The 16,678-nt window shown below is 54.6% G+C and carries 13 protein-coding genes; 11 read left to right on the top strand and 2 right to left on the bottom strand.

Annotation, left to right across the window (positions count from 1 at the left end):
- The first annotated feature begins 75 nt into the window (after nt 1–75).
- The 9 genes from GT019_RS03960 to GT019_RS03920 all read left to right on the top strand — a co-directional run bounded on the left by GT019_RS03960 (nt 76) and on the right by GT019_RS03920 (nt 11,760).
- Complete coding sequence (locus GT019_RS03960; protein WP_161741389.1) at nt 76–1,017, top strand: LysR family transcriptional regulator; 942 nt, start codon at nt 76–78, stop codon at nt 1,015–1,017.
- A 23-nt stretch (nt 1,018–1,040) separates the two neighbouring features.
- A complete protein-coding gene (locus tag GT019_RS03955) occupies nt 1,041–1,535 on the top strand; it encodes a DUF4188 domain-containing protein (protein ID WP_161741387.1) in 495 nt (164 codons plus the stop codon).
- A 450-nt stretch (nt 1,536–1,985) separates the two neighbouring features.
- A complete protein-coding gene (locus GT019_RS03950) occupies nt 1,986–6,398 on the top strand; it encodes an S-layer homology domain-containing protein (RefSeq protein WP_161741385.1) in 4,413 nt (1,470 codons plus the stop codon).
- A gap of 120 nt (nt 6,399–6,518) precedes the next feature.
- Nucleotides 6,519–6,998, top strand: coding sequence for a DinB family protein (locus tag GT019_RS03945; RefSeq protein ID WP_161741383.1), 480 nt, complete (start codon nt 6,519–6,521; stop codon nt 6,996–6,998).
- 182 nt (nt 6,999–7,180) lie between these two features.
- Nucleotides 7,181–8,065, top strand: a complete 885-nt coding sequence (locus tag GT019_RS03940) for a transporter substrate-binding domain-containing protein (RefSeq protein ID WP_161741381.1) — start codon at nt 7,181–7,183, stop codon at nt 8,063–8,065.
- An 85-nt stretch (nt 8,066–8,150) separates the two neighbouring features.
- A complete protein-coding gene (locus tag GT019_RS03935; protein WP_161741379.1) occupies nt 8,151–8,795 on the top strand; it encodes an amino acid ABC transporter permease in 645 nt (214 codons plus the stop codon).
- Between the two features lie 21 nt (nt 8,796–8,816).
- On the top strand, nt 8,817–9,563 hold the full coding sequence (locus GT019_RS03930) for an amino acid ABC transporter ATP-binding protein (RefSeq protein WP_161741376.1): 747 nt from the start codon (nt 8,817–8,819) through the stop codon (nt 9,561–9,563).
- A 57-nt stretch (nt 9,564–9,620) separates the two neighbouring features.
- Nucleotides 9,621–10,043 carry an OsmC family protein gene (locus tag GT019_RS03925; protein WP_161741374.1) on the top strand — a complete coding sequence of 141 codons (423 nt, stop codon included), beginning with the start codon at nt 9,621–9,623 and terminating at the stop codon, nt 10,041–10,043.
- A 379-nt stretch (nt 10,044–10,422) separates the two neighbouring features.
- Nucleotides 10,423–11,760: a collagen-like protein gene (locus tag GT019_RS03920; RefSeq protein WP_161741372.1), complete on the top strand. Its 1,338-nt coding sequence runs from the start codon at nt 10,423–10,425 to the stop codon at nt 11,758–11,760.
- A 148-nt stretch (nt 11,761–11,908) separates the two neighbouring features.
- On the opposite strand, the gene GT019_RS03915 is transcribed toward GT019_RS03920, so the two are convergent.
- A complete protein-coding gene (locus GT019_RS03915) occupies nt 11,909–12,664 on the bottom strand; it encodes an IclR family transcriptional regulator (RefSeq protein WP_235946846.1) in 756 nt (251 codons plus the stop codon).
- 20 nt (nt 12,665–12,684) lie between these two features.
- Nucleotides 12,685–12,984, bottom strand: a complete 300-nt coding sequence (locus tag GT019_RS03910) for a hypothetical protein (RefSeq protein ID WP_161741368.1) — start codon at nt 12,982–12,984, stop codon at nt 12,685–12,687.
- A 733-nt stretch (nt 12,985–13,717) separates the two neighbouring features.
- Here GT019_RS03910 and aroA point away from each other — a divergent pair.
- The gene (aroA, locus tag GT019_RS03905) at nt 13,718–15,064 is read left to right on the top strand and encodes a 3-phosphoshikimate 1-carboxyvinyltransferase (RefSeq protein WP_161741366.1); all 1,347 of its coding nucleotides are present in this window, start codon (nt 13,718–13,720) and stop codon (nt 15,062–15,064) included.
- Complete coding sequence (locus GT019_RS03900; RefSeq protein ID WP_161741364.1) at nt 15,061–16,650, top strand: AMP-binding protein; 1,590 nt, start codon at nt 15,061–15,063, stop codon at nt 16,648–16,650. The genes aroA and GT019_RS03900 overlap by 4 nt, the downstream gene beginning before the upstream one ends.
- Nucleotides 16,651–16,678: the final 28 nt, after the last annotated feature.

The following is a 16,678-nucleotide window of genomic DNA, read 5'->3' as shown; positions in this document are numbered from 1 at the left end:
CGGAGGCGATTTGAAAATGATATGGTAAGGTTTTGTCCGTCCGCATCGATGATAAAGGAGGGAATTGTACGTAGGATGAATCTGGAGAATTTGTATTCATTCTTAACGGTCGCGCTTGAAGGAAGCATAAGTAAAGCATCCAAAAAATTACATATCACGCAACCGACCTTGAGCATAAGGCTTCGCAAATTGGAAAATGAACTTGGATTTACGCTTCTGGATCGCAACTGGAGCGGCATACGATTGACCGACGAAGGACAATACTTCGCGTACGTCGCCACTCAGTGCGTGCAAGACCTTAACACGGCGGTGTCCTATTTTAATCAAATCTCGCAAACAACAGGATCGGAAATCAGCCAAATACTAAGCGAAAAGCGGTTGATAATCGGCACTGAAGAAATGCTCGTACCGTTTCTTATCGAGCGAGTCATACCCGAAATACGCCGCCATTTCCCTGAATTGAATTGTCACTATATATCAAGGCCCTTGCAGCCGATGCTGGATTTGCTTGGCAACGGAGGGATGGATGTCGCCATTTTCATCTGGCAGGAGGAAGGACCGCCCGTACGCTCTTACCCGTTGGCGATGGACCGATTGGCATTGTTTTACGATGCTGCGCATTACGGCGAAATAGAGAAAGATTTTAGCAATGCAGCCCTGTTCAGCGACGTGCCGTTCGTATTATGCGAGCGTTACGCGATGAAGATTTACGACAAGCTAAAATTGGCATGGCAAGCCATGTTCGGACAAATTCCCGAGCGGTTTCACCTCGCGAATGAAATGTCGACGTTGATGGGAATGCTCGCCAGCGGTCAAGGCTATTCGATCATGCCCGCCTTAAGCGGTATCCTGCTGCCGCAACAATATCCCCGACTGCGCATGGTTCCACTCGCGGAAACAATCGAGATCCCGATTCATATCGCCTTTTCCGATTCCGATGCATACGCAACCGTCATTGACTATCTGAAGCAGATTTTACTCGACGATCGCAAGTTCCAGATGCCCGGTAACATTTAAACCCTCAAAAAGGAGTGATCGAAATGAAGCATGTGATGCAAGGCAGATATACGGTCGAAATGGATAAATCCTTTGTTGTTTTCATCATCGGCATGCGAATCAACCGTTACTTGGCCGTTCATAAATGGATACCGGTATCCAAAGCCATGCGCGCGATGATCATAGAGCTGACGCAAAATCCCGAAACCGGATTTTTATCCGCGGAGCTGTCCAGAAACGGGAGAATCTTGACCGTCGTTCAGTATTGGAGAAGCTACGATCAGCTCGAGAAATACGCGCGTGGAGAACTGCACTTAAAGACTTGGGATTCGTATAACAAAACCATCAGCGCAAACGGAGCGGTAGGCATTTTCCATGAAACCTACAGGGTTGAGCTTGGAGATTTCGAGTGCGTGTATAACAATATGCCCAAGTTCGGATTGGGCAAGGCAGGGAATCATATCCCGGTATCCAGGAATATGCAAACCTCGAGAAGTCGATTGGGCAATGCGCGTGGCTCCGCCGATTCAGAAAAATGAGTGGTTCTCGTCTTCGCCGTCACCCTCCACATCTTGCCCAATCCTTCGATGTAATCGCTGCGAACAAGCTCTCCCGCAATGCGCGCCGTGCCTCCAAGCATACTGGGACGGTTTATAAATAACCTTATATGCATCCTATGATTTCGTAATTTGTTGAATAGGAGAGAAAACCTTACAATAAATCCATGTGAAAATTCTGTTAATTTATGCCTCTACTTGATTACGATAAAATATCTTGGGCGATGAGCGGCCAACTCGATTTCCTCGTCGCCGTAGCGAGGGCAATCATTCGCTCGAGCATCGCGAAAGCTGATTCCGACAGAACTCGGTAATCGGCTTTATTTATCTCTTATGCCCGCAATCGAAACAGATTTCTATGGCTTACCCGTCTTGATATGTACATTCCGGTATTGGAGTGATTCATATAAATAAGCTGTCGGAGGTAGGTTCATGTCATTTCGAAAAGCTGCTAGACGCATTATCTCATCATTCCTCGTCGTTGCTCTAATTGGTTCACTCTTCAGCAGCTTGGTTCATGCTTCCTCGGATATCGGAATAGGCATTGAACCGCCAAATCCGACCCAACAGGAACACAATGTACAGTCGGCGCAGTTCGACACGCTTACGCCAAGCGAGAGCAAAGTAACGCTCGCCTTAGGCGAAGGCGCGCATGACGTAACCGTCGAAGCGAAGTACAAAGACGGTTCGATCAAGGATGTCACGACGCAAGGAGCATGGACATCCTCCAACCCGGCAGTCGCCGTGGTGGCGGACGGCAAGATTACGGCTGTCGCGGTCGGGACCGCGCAGGTTCTGCTGAATCTTAAAGACGCCGTCGTGAATATCGCGGTTAAGGTCACGGCTGCGCCGGAAGCCGAAACGCCGGAAGAAGCGGGGGCGGACGAGCCTACGTTCGTTGCTTTTTTCCTAACGACGTTGAACTTGGCCGTAGAAACGGACACCATCTATCCGGTCAAACTGCGAGGCACTTACTCGGACGGCCAAACGATCGATATTACGGATGACGCCGTATGGACTTCGGAAGATCCTACGGTGGCGACGGTTCGGAACGGAATCATTAAAGGGCTGAAGACGGGCGCAGCGACTTCGATCAAGGTGAAGTACGGCGATCTGCCCGCGTTATCGATTTCGGTCATGGTGCAGAAGGATCGCATTATAAATGACATGACCGAGAGCCTGCGATTGACGAGCAACCTGCTTAAGCTCCTCGTGACGGATGCGCCGTACAAGCTGTACGCGGATCTGTCCTTTACCGATAAGGATCTGTTCGATATCACGGCATTCGGCCGCTGGTATTCGTCGGACGAGAAGGTTGCGAAGGTGGACGCGAACGGCGTAGTTACGCCCGTAGGCAAGGGGAAAGCTTATATTTATTTCGAATACAAAGTGACCGCTCCAGTCGGAACGCCAGGGGAAGAGGGGTACGATGACGGGCTGGGCATCGATGCGGCGCTTGTCTTTGTCGGCGGTCCAATCAAGCTGGTGCGCACGGATTATCAAGGGTTCACGGTGCCGCTGGATGAGCCGGTCATCCTGCATTCGCGTTCCTACCAAGAGACCAGCATTCAGGGGGTCTATGACGAGGGCCTCAGAGGCGAAAATACCGTGGATGAGATCACGAGCGACATCGAATGGACGGTAGAAGACAAGTCCATCGCCACGATTGCGAATTACGGACGAATCTACGCGGGTTCTAAGGAAGGCACGACTACGATCAGAGGCACGTATTTGGATTATAAAATCGAATTCAAAGTAACGGTATCGAATGCAGTGAAGGCTCCGCTGCTCAATCTGGTAGCCGAGCCTGACCACTACACCATTACAGACGGCAAGCCGGTCGGATTGCCGACGATCAAGGCGATCTACAGCGACGGTCTGGTGGAGGATATTACGGATCAGCTAAGCGAATCCGACTGGGCGATTTCGGACCCGACTGTCGCGAATCTGTCGGGTAATGGCGAAGTCGTTGCGGAGTCGGCAGGCTCTGCGATTCTGAGAGGCACTTATTACGGTTGGCCGGTCTATATTCCCGTTATCGTCAAGCAAGCCGATCAACGAAAGTCGGCTGCGTTAGACGTGGCGACCGCTGCGCTCGATCTCCAAGCCGGAGCAGAGCATCAGCTTCAAGTAGAGGCCACGCTCGACGATCAAACGAAACTCGATAAGACGCAGGTGTCTTCATACACGTCGAAGGATCCGCAGGTTGCTGTTGTTTCCGATCATGGCGTCGTGCGGGCAGTCGGTGCGGGTACGACGACGATCGATGTTGGATATGGAGGACAGTCGACGTCCGTTACCGTGAATGTCGCCGGCACGCGAGCATCCGTGCTTCCTGAAGCGCCCGCGTCAATCACGAGCTTGAAGGTCAGCGAACCGGACGTCATGCTGGAAGCGGGAAGCGGCGCGCATGCGGTTACCGTGCAAGCCGGCTATCAAGACGGAACGACGGCCGACGTGACGACGAAAGGAGCTTGGACGACGAAGGATGCGAGCGTTGTCCAAGTGACCGACGGCGTGCTTACGCCAGTCGGGCCGGGTTCAACTTCCGTGCAGCTGGCGCTGGATGGCGCGATCGTTATCGTACGCGTTGCCGTGCGGGACGGAGACGTTTCATCCAATGTTCGTATCCCGGATCAAAGCGCGGAAGCAGCTGATCCGACGACTGTCGCGCTGCTGGTGTCCACGACGAACGTCAGAATCGAGAAGGGCGAGAAGTTCCCTGTTCAACTGCTGGCCGTCAAGAGCGACGGCACGACAGCGGATGTCAGTACTGCAGCCGCATGGTCATCTTTCGATCCGACGATCGCGGATGTGGCGGAAGACGATGGCGAGATGAATATCGTCGGCGTTTCCACAGGCAGCGACTATACGGAAATTCCGAAGCGCGGGAAAACCACCGTCTCGATCGCCTATGACAGTTTTCCGACGCTTGAACTCAATGTATCGGTAACGGAGAAGCAGGATGAACTTGATCTTGTTGCAACGCAATTCATCGATCCGCAATCCGAAGGATCGGGCATTTATGCTTCGGGAGACACGATTAGACTGTACGACGGTCAGCCGTACTTGCTGGAACCGGTAGCCGTCGATTCGGAAGGCGGAGCCGTTCAAGATTTGGGCGGCGCGTGGAGCTTTGATAAGCCCAATGTCGCGAAGGCGAATCCGGACGGGTCATTGGAAGGCATTGCAGCCGGGGATGTGACGGCTACGTACACCTATGTCCATTACGGGATTACGTATCAAGCAACGTTGCAGCTGCAAGTGGTTGATTTGCAGCGAATCGAGGCTGACGCGGCATTCGTGGCGGAGGGCCATTACAAGGTGGAAATCAATCCTCAACTATCCTCATTCATTCAACTGGAGGAAGTCTATCTTGACGAGCTGTCCAACGAACATAAAGAGGACCTCGACCGTTTCATCCAATGGACGGTCGGCGACGATAGCATCGTGGGCTTATTGTATGATTACAACGTGCCGAACGATGTGCGATTCATAGCGGGCACGACAGAGGGCACGACGACTGTAACGGGCGCGTACAACGGAAAGACGATTCAATTCGACGTTACCGTTACGAAAAATCCGATTCAACCGAAATTGTTGAAGCTGAGCGCGGATCCAACCTACTTCATATTGAATAAAAAAGAAGACGAAGGCACCCCGGTCATCAATGGCATCTATAGCGATGGCACCGTTACCGCGATGAATAATGAAGATCTGCAATGGCAAGTCGGTAACCCGCTTATTGCCGATTTCAACGAGGAGGGCAAGCTGCACGGAACGTATTACAAAGGCGGAATGGTCGTGAATGCCATCTATCAAGGCGAAGCGGAGCGAATTCCTGTTATCGTTACGTATTCCGATGCGCCGCCGTTAACGACTTCGCTCGATATTACGCCTCAACTGACGGCATTGCAGGTAGGCCAGGAGAAGCAATTAACGGCGACGCAAACGCTTAGCGACTCCACGACCGAAGACGTTACGCAATATGCGTATTTCCAATCGAAAAATCCGGAAGTAGCCACGGTTACGAATGATGGGAAAGTGACCGGGATCAGACCCGGCACGGCCAAAATAACCGTATTCTATAACGGATTTACGGAACGGTTGAATGTCGAGGTATCGGCTGGCGGCTCTTCCGGTCCGATTCCGGCGGATCCTGGCCCTGCACCGGCCCCGGAACCAGAACCAACGCCAACGCCAACGCCGGAACCATCGCCGGCTCATCCCGTTGTGAGTAAAGCAGTGGATGCTGGTGCGGTGAAGGTGAAGCTGGAGCAGGCACTGGCAGAGCCCGCCGAGGTAAGCTACGGCGACGTATCTCCTTCCTCATGGAGTTCCGATGCAATCAAGCTGGCGACCAAGATCGGTTTCGTGAAAGGGTACGCGGACGGCTCCTTCCATCCGAAGGCATCCATCACCCGCGCGGAGTTCGCATCGATGCTTGCTAATGCGCTAGGACTTCAAGCAGCCGCAGATACGGCGACGTTTGCCGATGCGGAGAAGCATTGGGCGTTGAAATCGATCCAGGCTTTGAAATCCTATGATTTCATTGACGGCTACGGAGATGGCACGTTTAGGCCAAACCAACCGATTACGCGGGCTGAGATCGTTACGATTCTCGCGAAAGTCATTGATTTTGGCCAAGCGGCCCGGACGAGCTCTTTCAAAGATGTGGACAACCATTGGGCGGTTAAGAATATCGAGGCTGTTGCCGAGGCCGGCGTCGTGAAAGGCAGGAACGATCATACATTCGCGCCAAATGAGCAAGCCTCTCGTGAAGAATCGGTTACGCTGATTTTGCGCGCACTTTCCGTTAGTCTTGGACTTCATCTTGAAGCGTAAGCAGCGGATTCAGCAATCTGACTGAGTTCCGAAACATCGTTTAGTCCAGCTATCGCAGAGGACGATCAGTACCCTATTCTTGGCACCTGTATTTATTTGAAAACTTTAGGAGGCATTCATATGAACATACAACTGTCGGCAGCCCAAAAAATTATGAAAGGCTGGAAAATGCACCACAACAGCCTGATAGCACTCGTGGCTAAACTGCCTGATTCGAGCGGCCATTGGCGTCCGTGGGAAGGCGGTTGGACCACGCTGGACCTGGTGCATCATCTCGCCTGGACGCCCGAGTTCTTTTTCGCCCAAATCGAGAAGCGCGACATGAACATCCCGCCGGTTCCTTCGACGCTGCCGGAAGCGCGCGAGCTTGTCAAACGTCTCACCGAAGTCACGGAGCAAAAACTGGCGTCCTACGCCGATTCCGATCTTCAACAAATTGCCACGATCAACATTAACGGTGTCGACGTCACGGAGCCGATCGAAGAAATGTACCATCGCCTGATCGCGCACGAGGCACATCACAAAGGGCAGCTTTTCGTCTATGCTCGCGAGCTAGGCGTGACCGATGCACCGTTCTACGTGGACTTGAACGTAAAATAATAAGCTAGAAATGGCTAAACAACAACGAAACCTTCGATGCCACTCATCGAAGGTTTTTTATTGTCGCTAAGGCTAAGCAGTTCGGGAGCGTTTCCGGGGGAGCTGGCTAAAAAAACGCTGCCTAGGGATGGTTGAACGTAACTTTGGGCAATTTATACAAAAATATAGAGGAGAGAATTCAAATGCTGCATCAATCCAAAAAAACACCGTTTCTTGTTCTGTCCGCCGTCTTGCTTCTCGTACTGGCATTGGCGGGGTGCGGCTCCAAATCCAACGATTCGCAGGAGCCGTCGAATGCTTCGCCGAACAACCAATCCGGCAGCACGGCGCCGGCCGGCGAGACCAAGAATTTGCTGGACCAGATCAAAGCTTCGGGCGTGATGAAGGTCGGTCTGATGGGGACCTACGCGCCTTATAATTTCTTGAACGACAAGAAGGAAATCGACGGTTTCGACGCCGACATCGCCAAAGACGTCGCGAAGCGCCTGGGCGTTAAAGCGGAGTTCGCCGCGCAAGAATTTTCCGGCTTGATCCCGAGCCTGCAGGCAAGCAAGATCGACGCGATCATCAGCCAAGTCACGATCACGGACGAACGCAAGAAGCAGATTGACTTTACGCAGCCCTACATCACCAATGAAGTCAAAATCATCGTTCGCCAAGCGAACGACGACATTACGAAGCTGGAGGATTTCAAAGGCAAAAATATCGGGGTCGGCCTCGGCACGAACGACGAGACGTACCTGCGCAACGAAGTGCTTCCGAAGGTGGGCAAATTCACGATCAAAACCTACGATGACGTGATCACGTCCTTGCAGGATCTGAACGCCGGCCGCATCGATGCCACGATCAACAATCTATACGCGCTTAAGCCGATCGTGGACAAGAACGGCTTCAAAATCAAAGCCGTCGGGACGGCGATCAAGTCCGACCAAGCCGGCATTGCCGTTCGCAAGAACAACCCGGAATTTTTGGCCGCGCTGGATAAGGCGCTCGCGGACATGCAGGCTGACGGCACGTACAACGCCATTTTCAAGAAATGGTTCGGCGAGGAGCCGCCGGCGAAGTAACCGGGGGAGCGGGCAGGCGCCGCGGTGGCGACGCCATGGCAGCCGCGCGACGAGACAAGCGAAAACAAAGGGGAACTTCAATCATATGAATCTGGTAGGGGACAACCTCTTCTTCTTGTTGAAAGGCGCCTACTATACCTTGCTGATCACGGTCATCTCGATGTGCTTCGGGCTTATGATCGGCATCGTGGTCGCGGTAGCCCGACTGAAGGGGAATCGCCCGATCCGCTGGTTGGCGCGCGGTTATGTTTCCGTTATCCGGGGAACGCCTGCGTTGGTGCAAATATTAGTGGTGTATTACGGGCTGGTGGACTACGGAATCACCCTTGGACCGCTGACCGCGGCTTGCGCGGCGCTCAGCGTGAATGTCGGCGCTTACCTGTCCGAGACATTCCGGGGCGCGATACTTGCCATCCCGAAGGGGCAGACCGAGGCGGCCTATGCATCCGGCATGTCGAGCTGGCAGACGCTGCGGCGAATCATCTTCCCGCAAGCCGCGCGCGTGGCGATCGCGCCGATCGGGAACACTTTTATCGGCATGCTGAAAGAAACCGCGCTGGTCTCCGTGATTACGGTCACGGAATTGGTGCGCTCCGCTCAGCTGTTGATTGCCCAGTATTTTGTCAATATGCCCTTTTATTTGGGGATCGGGGCCATGTATTGGGTCATGAGCACCGTCTTTTCATGGATACTCGGGACGATCGAGAAGCGGTTGTCCAGGGCTTACTAAGATCGAGGTGTAAACCGTACCATGATACAAACGTCGGGATTATCTAAATCCTTTCATGACTTGCACGTATTGAAAGGCATCGACCTGCGGATCGCTGCCCAGGAGATCGTCGTATTGCTTGGACCGAGCGGCTCAGGCAAAAGCACGCTGCTTCGTTGTCTGAACGGGTTGGAGGATCCGAGCGGCGGATCTCTCGAAGTGAACGGCATCCGCGTGGATGCGGATATGCCGGCAAGCAAGAAGCGGGCAAGCTTTCGGGACATTCGTCGAGACACCGGCATGGTGTTTCAGCAGTTCAATCTGTATCCGCACAAAACCGTGCTTGGCAACGTCATCGAATCCTTGCTTATCGTCAAGAAGCTGCCGCGAACCGAAGCGGAAAGCATCGGCATGCGGCTGCTGGAACGAGTAGGCTTGGCGGATAAGCGGGATCAGTATCCGTCCCGGTTGTCCGGCGGCCAGCAGCAGCGCGTCGCCATCGCGCGCGCGCTGGCGACGGAGCCTTCCGTGATGTTATTCGACGAGCCGACCTCGGCGCTTGATCCGGAGCTGGTCGGCGAAGTGCTGGCCGTCATGCGCGAGTTGGCAGGGGAAGGGATGACGATGGCGGTCGTGACGCACGAGATGAAGTTTGCCCGTCAGGTTGCGAACCGGGTCCTCTTCATGGACGGCGGCATTATCGTCGAGGAGCAGGCTCCGGAGGCGTTTTTCCAACATCCGCAATCGGAGAGAGCCCGGAAATTTTTGAATCAGTTGAATGAACGCTGATCGTTCCGACATGCAGGATTCTTAATTATCTACCAAAAGAAAGTGGGTTGAACGCACATGAAGGTTACGACTACGTGGAACGGCAAACGATTGTTTACGTCCGTCGGCGCGTCCGGTTATCCGGTCGAAATGGATGCGACGCCGGCTTACGGCGGCGACGGCAAAGGCGCTACTCCGATGGAGCTGGTTCTGGCTGGCTTGGCTGGCTGCATCGGCATCGACGTCACGATGATATTGGATCAATTCCTCGGCTCGATCCGAAGCATCGAAATCGAAGCCGACGGCACTCGGAAGGAAACAACGCCGTCGGGCTTCACCGCCATCGAGCTGATCTTTCGCGTGGAAGGCGACATCCCGGATTATCGGGTGTGGAAGGCGATTGAAATGGGGAAAGAAAAGTATTGCGCGGTGTCGGATTCCTTGAGCGCCGAGATTCGTTTCAAGCTCATCCTGAACGGGGTTGAAATTCCGAAAGGCTAAGCGGCGGAACGAAGGGAATGGAAGAGGCTGAAAAATGCGTATCGAGATGCCATCGATACGCATTTTTTGCATTCACGTCAACGTAGCGGAATAAACTTAAAAAAATGAGAAATGTCTGGACGATAAAATCAAACCGATCCTTAAAATCATTGTGTTTAGCCTTAATAAAGGAGGGCATGCACCTATGGGAAGATTGCGGGGTTCCCCGGGGCCGCCCGGCCAACAGGGGCCGAGAGGCCCAAGAGGTCCAAGAGGTCCGCAAGGACCGTTGGGCCCGCAAGGCGTGTGTCATCCGTGTCCAACGGGACCTCAGGGCGTAACGGGTCCAACTGGAACAACAGGAACAACAGGAACCATTGGAGCAACCGGAATCACCGGGATGACCGGCGCAACGGGAGAGATCGGAGTTACAGGTGCAACCGGAGTGACCGGATTTACTGGAGTCACTGGTATCACTGGAGCAATGGGCGTAGCGGGAATCACGGGAGTCACAGGAGTCACAGGTGCGATTGGTGAAACCGGAGCAGTGGGCACAACGGGAGTCACGGGTGCCACAGGTGAAACCGGAGCAATAGGAGCCACAGGTGAAACCGGAGAAACCGGGGCAACGGGAGCTACGGGAGTCACGGGTACAACCGGTGCAACTGGTATAACAGGAGAAACAGGTGCAATGGGATCTGCAGGAGTAGCGGGAGCCACAGGCGCAACCGGAGCCACAGGGGCAACGGGAGCTACAGGTGTAACCGGAGCCACGGGAGCCACAGGCGCAACAGGTGAAACTGGCGCAACAGGAGCCACAGGCACCGGAGCAACCGGAACAACGGGAGCCACAGGTGCTACCGGTGAAACTGGAGCTACGGGAGCGACGGGAGCCACAGGCACCGGAGCCACAGGGGCAACGGGAGCCACAGGTGCTACCGGTGAAACTGGAGCCACAGGAGCCACGGGAGCCACAGGTGCTACCGGTGAAACTGGAGCCACAGGAGCCACGGGAGCCACAGGTGCTACCGGTGAAGCTGGAGTCACAGGCGCCACCGGAGCAACCGGAGCCACGGGAGCCACAGGCGTTACCGGAGCAACCGGAACAACGGGAGCCACAGGTGCTACCGGTGAAACTGGAGCTACAGGTGCTACCGGTGAAACAGGAGCTACAGGAGCTACGGGAGCCACAGGTGCTACCGGTGAAACTGGAGCCACAGGAGCCACAGGAGCCACAGGCTCAACAGGTGAAACAGGAGCCACAGGAGCCACAGGCGCCACCGGAGCAACCGGAGCCACAGGCGCAACCGGTAGCGTATTAGGTTTTGCGGATTTTTTTGCCTTGATGCCGCCAGATAATGCGGCGACGGTAGCCCCGGGTACTGACGTCAGTTTTCCGCAAGACGGACCTACTAGTGGAGGCGCGATCGTCCGTACCGGCCCCAGTACGTTTAACCTGTCTGCGATCGGGACTTACATGGTCGTGTTTCAAGTGAGTATCGACGAAGCGGGTCAACTGATATTGACGATAAATGGGGTGGATTTAGCCTATACGGTAGTAGGGCGGGCAACGGGTACTTCGCAAATCGTAGGAATGGCTCTCGTACAAACAACCGTCCTCAATTCCATTCTCACCATACGAAATCCAGCCGGCAATTCAACTGCATTAACGATTACTCCGTTTGCAGGAGGAACAAGGCCTGTCTCCGCGCATGTTGTGATCACGCGACTTGCATAAGTATGCAAAAATTTAGATATTCTGGATGAGCGCGAAAGGGCGCGACTATCGCCATGTAGTGATGGCAGCCTACGGATGCAAGCACCAAAAAGAGGCTGGGATCGTTCCGGTGGGAACATCCGCAGCCTCTTGCTTATGAATGGAGGAGTTAAGGTTTAAATCCCAATTCTTGCGACAATGCTAATGCGGTCTGCTTTAATGTCGTGATGAAATCGGAATGTTCGTCCGTATCGAGGGCATCTTTCATCGACACCACCGTCAATGCGGCGAGGATCGACCCGTTCGGATCGAATACCGGACAGCTCACTGCCGTGATTCCGTGCACCAGGGTTCCGGACGTGATCGCGAATCCCTTGCGTTTAATCGTCTCTAGCTCCTTGACGAGCGTCTCCTGCAGTTGATCCGACTTTAGCTCGCTTGAGATCAGGGATTGCGTTTTGGCTTTCGGCAAATATGCGCTGAATAATCGTCCCGGCGCGCTTTCGGTCACGCTCACCCGCGATCCGACCTTGATGCCTAAATTGATGGCGCGGTCGCTTTGCTCCCATCGGAGAAAGAAGGGACCGCTTTCCCCCCAAATCGCCAGCGCGACGGTCTCGTTCAGCGCCTCTCGAAGCTTCGTGATATAAGGGATGCAGATATCTCGGATATCAAGCTGTTCGGATGCTTTAAGCCCGAGGTGAATCAACTCCGTGCCTAACGAATACTTGAGATCCTGGCTTTTTTGAAGAAATCCGATTTTCGTGAAGCTCGTCAAATATTTATGAAGCTTGCTTTTGGAAATGCCGCACAAAACGGATATTTCCGTTGCGGTCAGCGGCTTTCGTTCCTCGGAAATCATCATTAAAATACCCAATCCCAATTCTACAGACTGGATGCCATGGCCCTTTGATTCCGTTGCCATATAATCCACCTTTCCAAGTGCTAGTGCGCCGGTTCGCGATGAGGCTTATGAGCGAGTTTATGGCCTTTGCCGGTGAAATGAAGTCCGATGGACAAGCAGGCTAGCACTGCCGCAGCCAGACAAGCGATGAAGAAGAGATCATGATAAGTCATGAAGAGGGACAGGGATTGCGCTTTCGGATCATCGCCTGCCATGCCGGACCGGACCATGGCTTTCAGGTTGCGCGAATGATCGACGTTCACATACCATCCAGCCAATAATATTACTATAACATTTGCTAAAAAGCGAATGAATTGGGCAGCGGTCATACGGTTGACCAAGTCGGGCAGCGGACCTCCCAATGCGGCGGCCGTAAGACCCGCGCACGCCGTGATTCCAAGACCGCTCGCTAAGAGCGTCAATTCAATCGCCATAAGCGCAAACGAAGAAGAATCGTTCGAGAAGAACCATTGCATCAGAACGACGGCAATGGCGGCCGAGCCGATCAGGCCGAGGAGACCGGGCCCAAATTTGTTTGTTCACTATTAAGAAACTTAGTATATCTATAGTTGACATTATGTTACCATAGGATGCATAGTAAAATCGTTGTTCACAATTATTTCATAATGGAGGGACATCGAAATGATCATTAAAAGAGTTTGATGCCTGCCGCCCGCCCGTGCAGGATATTCGCCTGGAAACCGGCTTGCCGCCTGAACCGAACCCTGCTTTTTCTAAGCGAAAGCGGCGTTTTCATCATGTTTTCATCGTTTCGGCAGCCCGTCGCCGCTTTAAAATCTCGCTTGCTTTTTATAGACGTGGTCTATTGCGGCTATGAGATATATTAATTAGACGCACCCAAGACGATGGGAATATAGTTGGTACTGAAAAAACAAACCAGAGCTTTAACCAGGGACGAACGGTCAGGTAACTGGAAACGACGCCCTGAAATGAAAGAATATTCAGACAAGCTCTGGTAGAAGGAGAGCTGGAGATGGAGTCAGCATCGCAAATCACGATTCGCTTTGGCACGAAAGAAGACTTTGAAATCACAACGAAGAAGGTGTCGGCACGATGAAGAAATTGAAGATTTTTCCGCATGGCGGCGAGGTCAAAGGAAGCATTCCCGTTCCTCCGTCCAAGTACCATCTGCATCGGGCTTTGATCTTCGGCTCTCTTGCCGAAGGCGAGACGACGATTGTCGGAAAATCGGGCGCTCTTCATATTCTGGACACGCTTCATTCGCTTAAGGATTTTGGAATCGCCATTCGGGAGACGGACGACGGCTACCGGGTGAAGGGCGGCGCGTATCGTCCGGCGAACGGGCATATTCGCGTGGGAAGCTCGGGCTCGACGCTGCAATTCATGCTTGGACTGGGAAGTTTATCCACGGGACAAGCTGCAGTCTACAACGGTCATAAAGCACTTCGGGAAAGGCCGATCAAACCGCTGCTCGAGGCGCTTGGCACCATGGGCGTTCGGTGGCTGGCCGAAGATTACAAAATGCCGGTTACGATCCAGCCCGGCAAGGTTACCGGCGGTCACGTCCGCATTCAAGGGACGCTCAGCCAGTGGATATCGGGGCTGCTCATTCTCGCGCCGTTCGCGGAACAAGATACGATCGTCGAAGCGCTCCCGCCGCATAACGAGCTGACTTATGTCAACCTGACGATCGGGATGCTCCGCGAGTTCGGCATCCGAGTCGAAGCATTGGCAGGCGGCGCGACGTGGAAGGTAGCGGCCAAGCAGCGATACAAGCCCGGCAGGATCGACATCGAGCCCGACCTGTCGTCGGCCGCGTTCCTGCTCGCCTTGGCGGCGTTGTTTCCTTCCGACATCGTGCTGCAAGGCCTTCAGCATGCAGGCACCCATCCGGAAGGACAAATCATCGATATTATCCGACAATACGGCGTCGACCTCGCAATCGACGGGCAAGCGGGCGGCTTGCGCGCGCGCCGTACAGGCGGCAAAGCTCCGCGGCAGATAACGATCGACATGCGGCATATCCCCGATCTCATTCCGGTGCTGTCCGTAGTCGCGGCCCTGGCGGACGGCACGACCACCGTGCTGCAAAATATCGGGCCGGGCCGAATGAAAGAATCCAATCGCGTGAAAGCGATGCTGCAGTTGAACAAAATGGGGGCGCGCATCAAGGAAGTCGGAGACGATCTCATCATCGATGGCGTCGGCCAACTGACGGGCGGCGCTTCGATCTCGACGTATAACGACCATCGCGTGCAGATGGCGTTTACGCTCGCCTCGCTGCGGGCGTCGGGCAATCCGAGCGAGCTGACGTTTCCGAATGCCTATCGGATATCGTATCCCGAGTTTTTCGAACATTTAGCGCTTCTTGGCATCGACACCGGATTGCGGCACGGCTCGGACGAGAGACGGATCGCGGAGGAGGCGTTGCACGGATGATAACGAGCCAGGCATCGAGACATGATCTTCTGTTCCTTAACCGGCTTGCCTTGGCGAACCCCGAGAGCAGCGCGGTCGTGGACCTATCCGTCGCCTCGTCTCCGATTCGCATAACGTACGGAGAGTTGAATGAGCTCTCGGATCGTGCCGCGCAAGGGCTGCTGGATCTCGGCGTGCAGGAAGGCGAGAATGTCGCGTATCTCATGCCGAACCGCTGGGAATTTATCGTCTTAACGCTAGCGGTGTGGAAAATCGGAGCGGTTGCATGCCCCATGCTGCCGGCGATGAGAGAACGGGAAATTCCGTTTGTCGTCGGGCGCGCGAAGAGCAAGGTGCTCGTCATTCCGGATGCGTACCGGAATTTCCAATACGGCCCCCTTATTCAAAAGATTCTTCCCGACATGCCGAATTTGCGCCATGTCATCACGGTGGCTCCCAACGATCCCAAGGATCTAAAGAACTGCCTGGGCGGGCTGGCAAGCCGGGAGCCCGACAGGGAGTGGATCGCGCGTCGTCGTCCGGATCCGAACGCGCCTGCTCAATTGCTGTTCACGTCGGGAACGACGGGCGAGCCGAAGGGCGTGATCCATACGCATCGAACCCTTAGCGATGCTTTGGCCGCGCATGTCGAGGCGCTCGGTCTGACCGCGAAGGATACGATCTGGGTTCCGTCGCCGATGGGGCATCAGACCGGATTGCTGTATGGCATGATGCTTGCGATGTACCTGGGCGCCAAGCAGGTATGCCAGTCCGCGTGGGATGTCGAGACCGCCCGTGTCGCGATCGAGCGGCACGGCGCGACCTTCGTGCAGGCCGCAATGCCGTTCCTGGCGGATATCGCCCATGACGCGCGGCCGCCGCAGGGATTGAAGATCTTCGTCGCGACCGGCGCTCCCGTTCCGCGTAAACTGGCGGAGGAGGCGCGGCGGCGGCTGGACTGCAAGGTCGTCGGGGGCTGGGGGTCGACCGAGACCTGCATGATCAGCATCGGCTCGGTCAAGCAATACGAGGACAGCTCCTGGCGTACGGACGGGCAGGTCATCCCGGGCAGGCAGATGAAGGTCGTCGACGAGCAAGGCCGAGCGCTTCCGCCGGGGAAAGAGGGCTTGTTCAAAGTCAAGACGACGGCGATGTTTACCTCGTACTTGGATCATCCGGAGTGGTACGAAGCGGCCGTCGACGCGGAAGGCTTCTTCAACACCGGCGACTTGGCCGTCATCGACGAACAGGGCAATTTGAATTTGACCGGCCGCGTGAAGGACATCGTCAACCGGGGCGGATTGAAGATTCCGGTCTCCGAGATCGAGAATCTCCTGTACCGGATGGAGGGAATCGGCGATGCGGCGATCGTGGGCATGCCCGATGACCGCTTGAACGAACGGATCTGCGCCTATGTGTCGCTGTCCAATCCGCAGCGCGAATTGACGCTGACGGACGTGACCGCCTATATGCAGGCCCAGGGCGTCACCAAGTCCTATTGGCCGGAAAGAGTGGAGATCTTGCCGGAACTGCCGCGCACGTCCACGGGCAAAATCCAAAAGTACGTGCTGCGGCAATTGATTTCGGACAAGCTGCGGGCGGAATAACGGTCCTATCCTGGAGGGAGACGATAAG

The organism is Paenibacillus glycinis, from assembly GCF_009909185.1.
Lineage (GTDB): Bacteria > Bacillota > Bacilli > Paenibacillales > Paenibacillaceae > Paenibacillus_Z > Paenibacillus_Z glycinis.
This window is presented reverse-complemented; position numbering and strand designations above follow the sequence as displayed.

Excerpts from the sequence above, each read along its gene's own strand:
- GT019_RS03960 (WP_161741389.1), top strand. The coding sequence starts at position 76 with ATGAATCTGGAGAATTTGTATTCATTCTTAACGGTCGCGCTTGAAGGA.
- GT019_RS03955 (WP_161741387.1), top strand. The coding sequence starts at position 1,041 with ATGAAGCATGTGATGCAAGGCAGATATACGGTCGAAATGGATAAATCC.
- GT019_RS03950 (WP_161741385.1), top strand. The coding sequence starts at position 1,986 with ATGTCATTTCGAAAAGCTGCTAGACGCATTATCTCATCATTCCTCGTC.
- GT019_RS03945 (WP_161741383.1), top strand. The coding sequence starts at position 6,519 with ATGAACATACAACTGTCGGCAGCCCAAAAAATTATGAAAGGCTGGAAA.
- GT019_RS03940 (WP_161741381.1), top strand. The coding sequence starts at position 7,181 with ATGCTGCATCAATCCAAAAAAACACCGTTTCTTGTTCTGTCCGCCGTC.
- GT019_RS03935 (WP_161741379.1), top strand. The coding sequence starts at position 8,151 with ATGAATCTGGTAGGGGACAACCTCTTCTTCTTGTTGAAAGGCGCCTAC.
- GT019_RS03930 (WP_161741376.1), top strand. The coding sequence starts at position 8,817 with ATGATACAAACGTCGGGATTATCTAAATCCTTTCATGACTTGCACGTA.
- GT019_RS03925 (WP_161741374.1), top strand. The coding sequence starts at position 9,621 with ATGAAGGTTACGACTACGTGGAACGGCAAACGATTGTTTACGTCCGTC.
- GT019_RS03920 (WP_161741372.1), top strand. The coding sequence starts at position 10,423 with ATGACCGGCGCAACGGGAGAGATCGGAGTTACAGGTGCAACCGGAGTG.
- GT019_RS03915 (WP_235946846.1), bottom strand. The coding sequence starts at position 12,664 with ATGGCAACGGAATCAAAGGGCCATGGCATCCAGTCTGTAGAATTGGGA.
- aroA (WP_161741366.1), top strand. The coding sequence starts at position 13,718 with ATGAAGAAATTGAAGATTTTTCCGCATGGCGGCGAGGTCAAAGGAAGC.
- GT019_RS03900 (WP_161741364.1), top strand. The coding sequence starts at position 15,061 with ATGATAACGAGCCAGGCATCGAGACATGATCTTCTGTTCCTTAACCGG.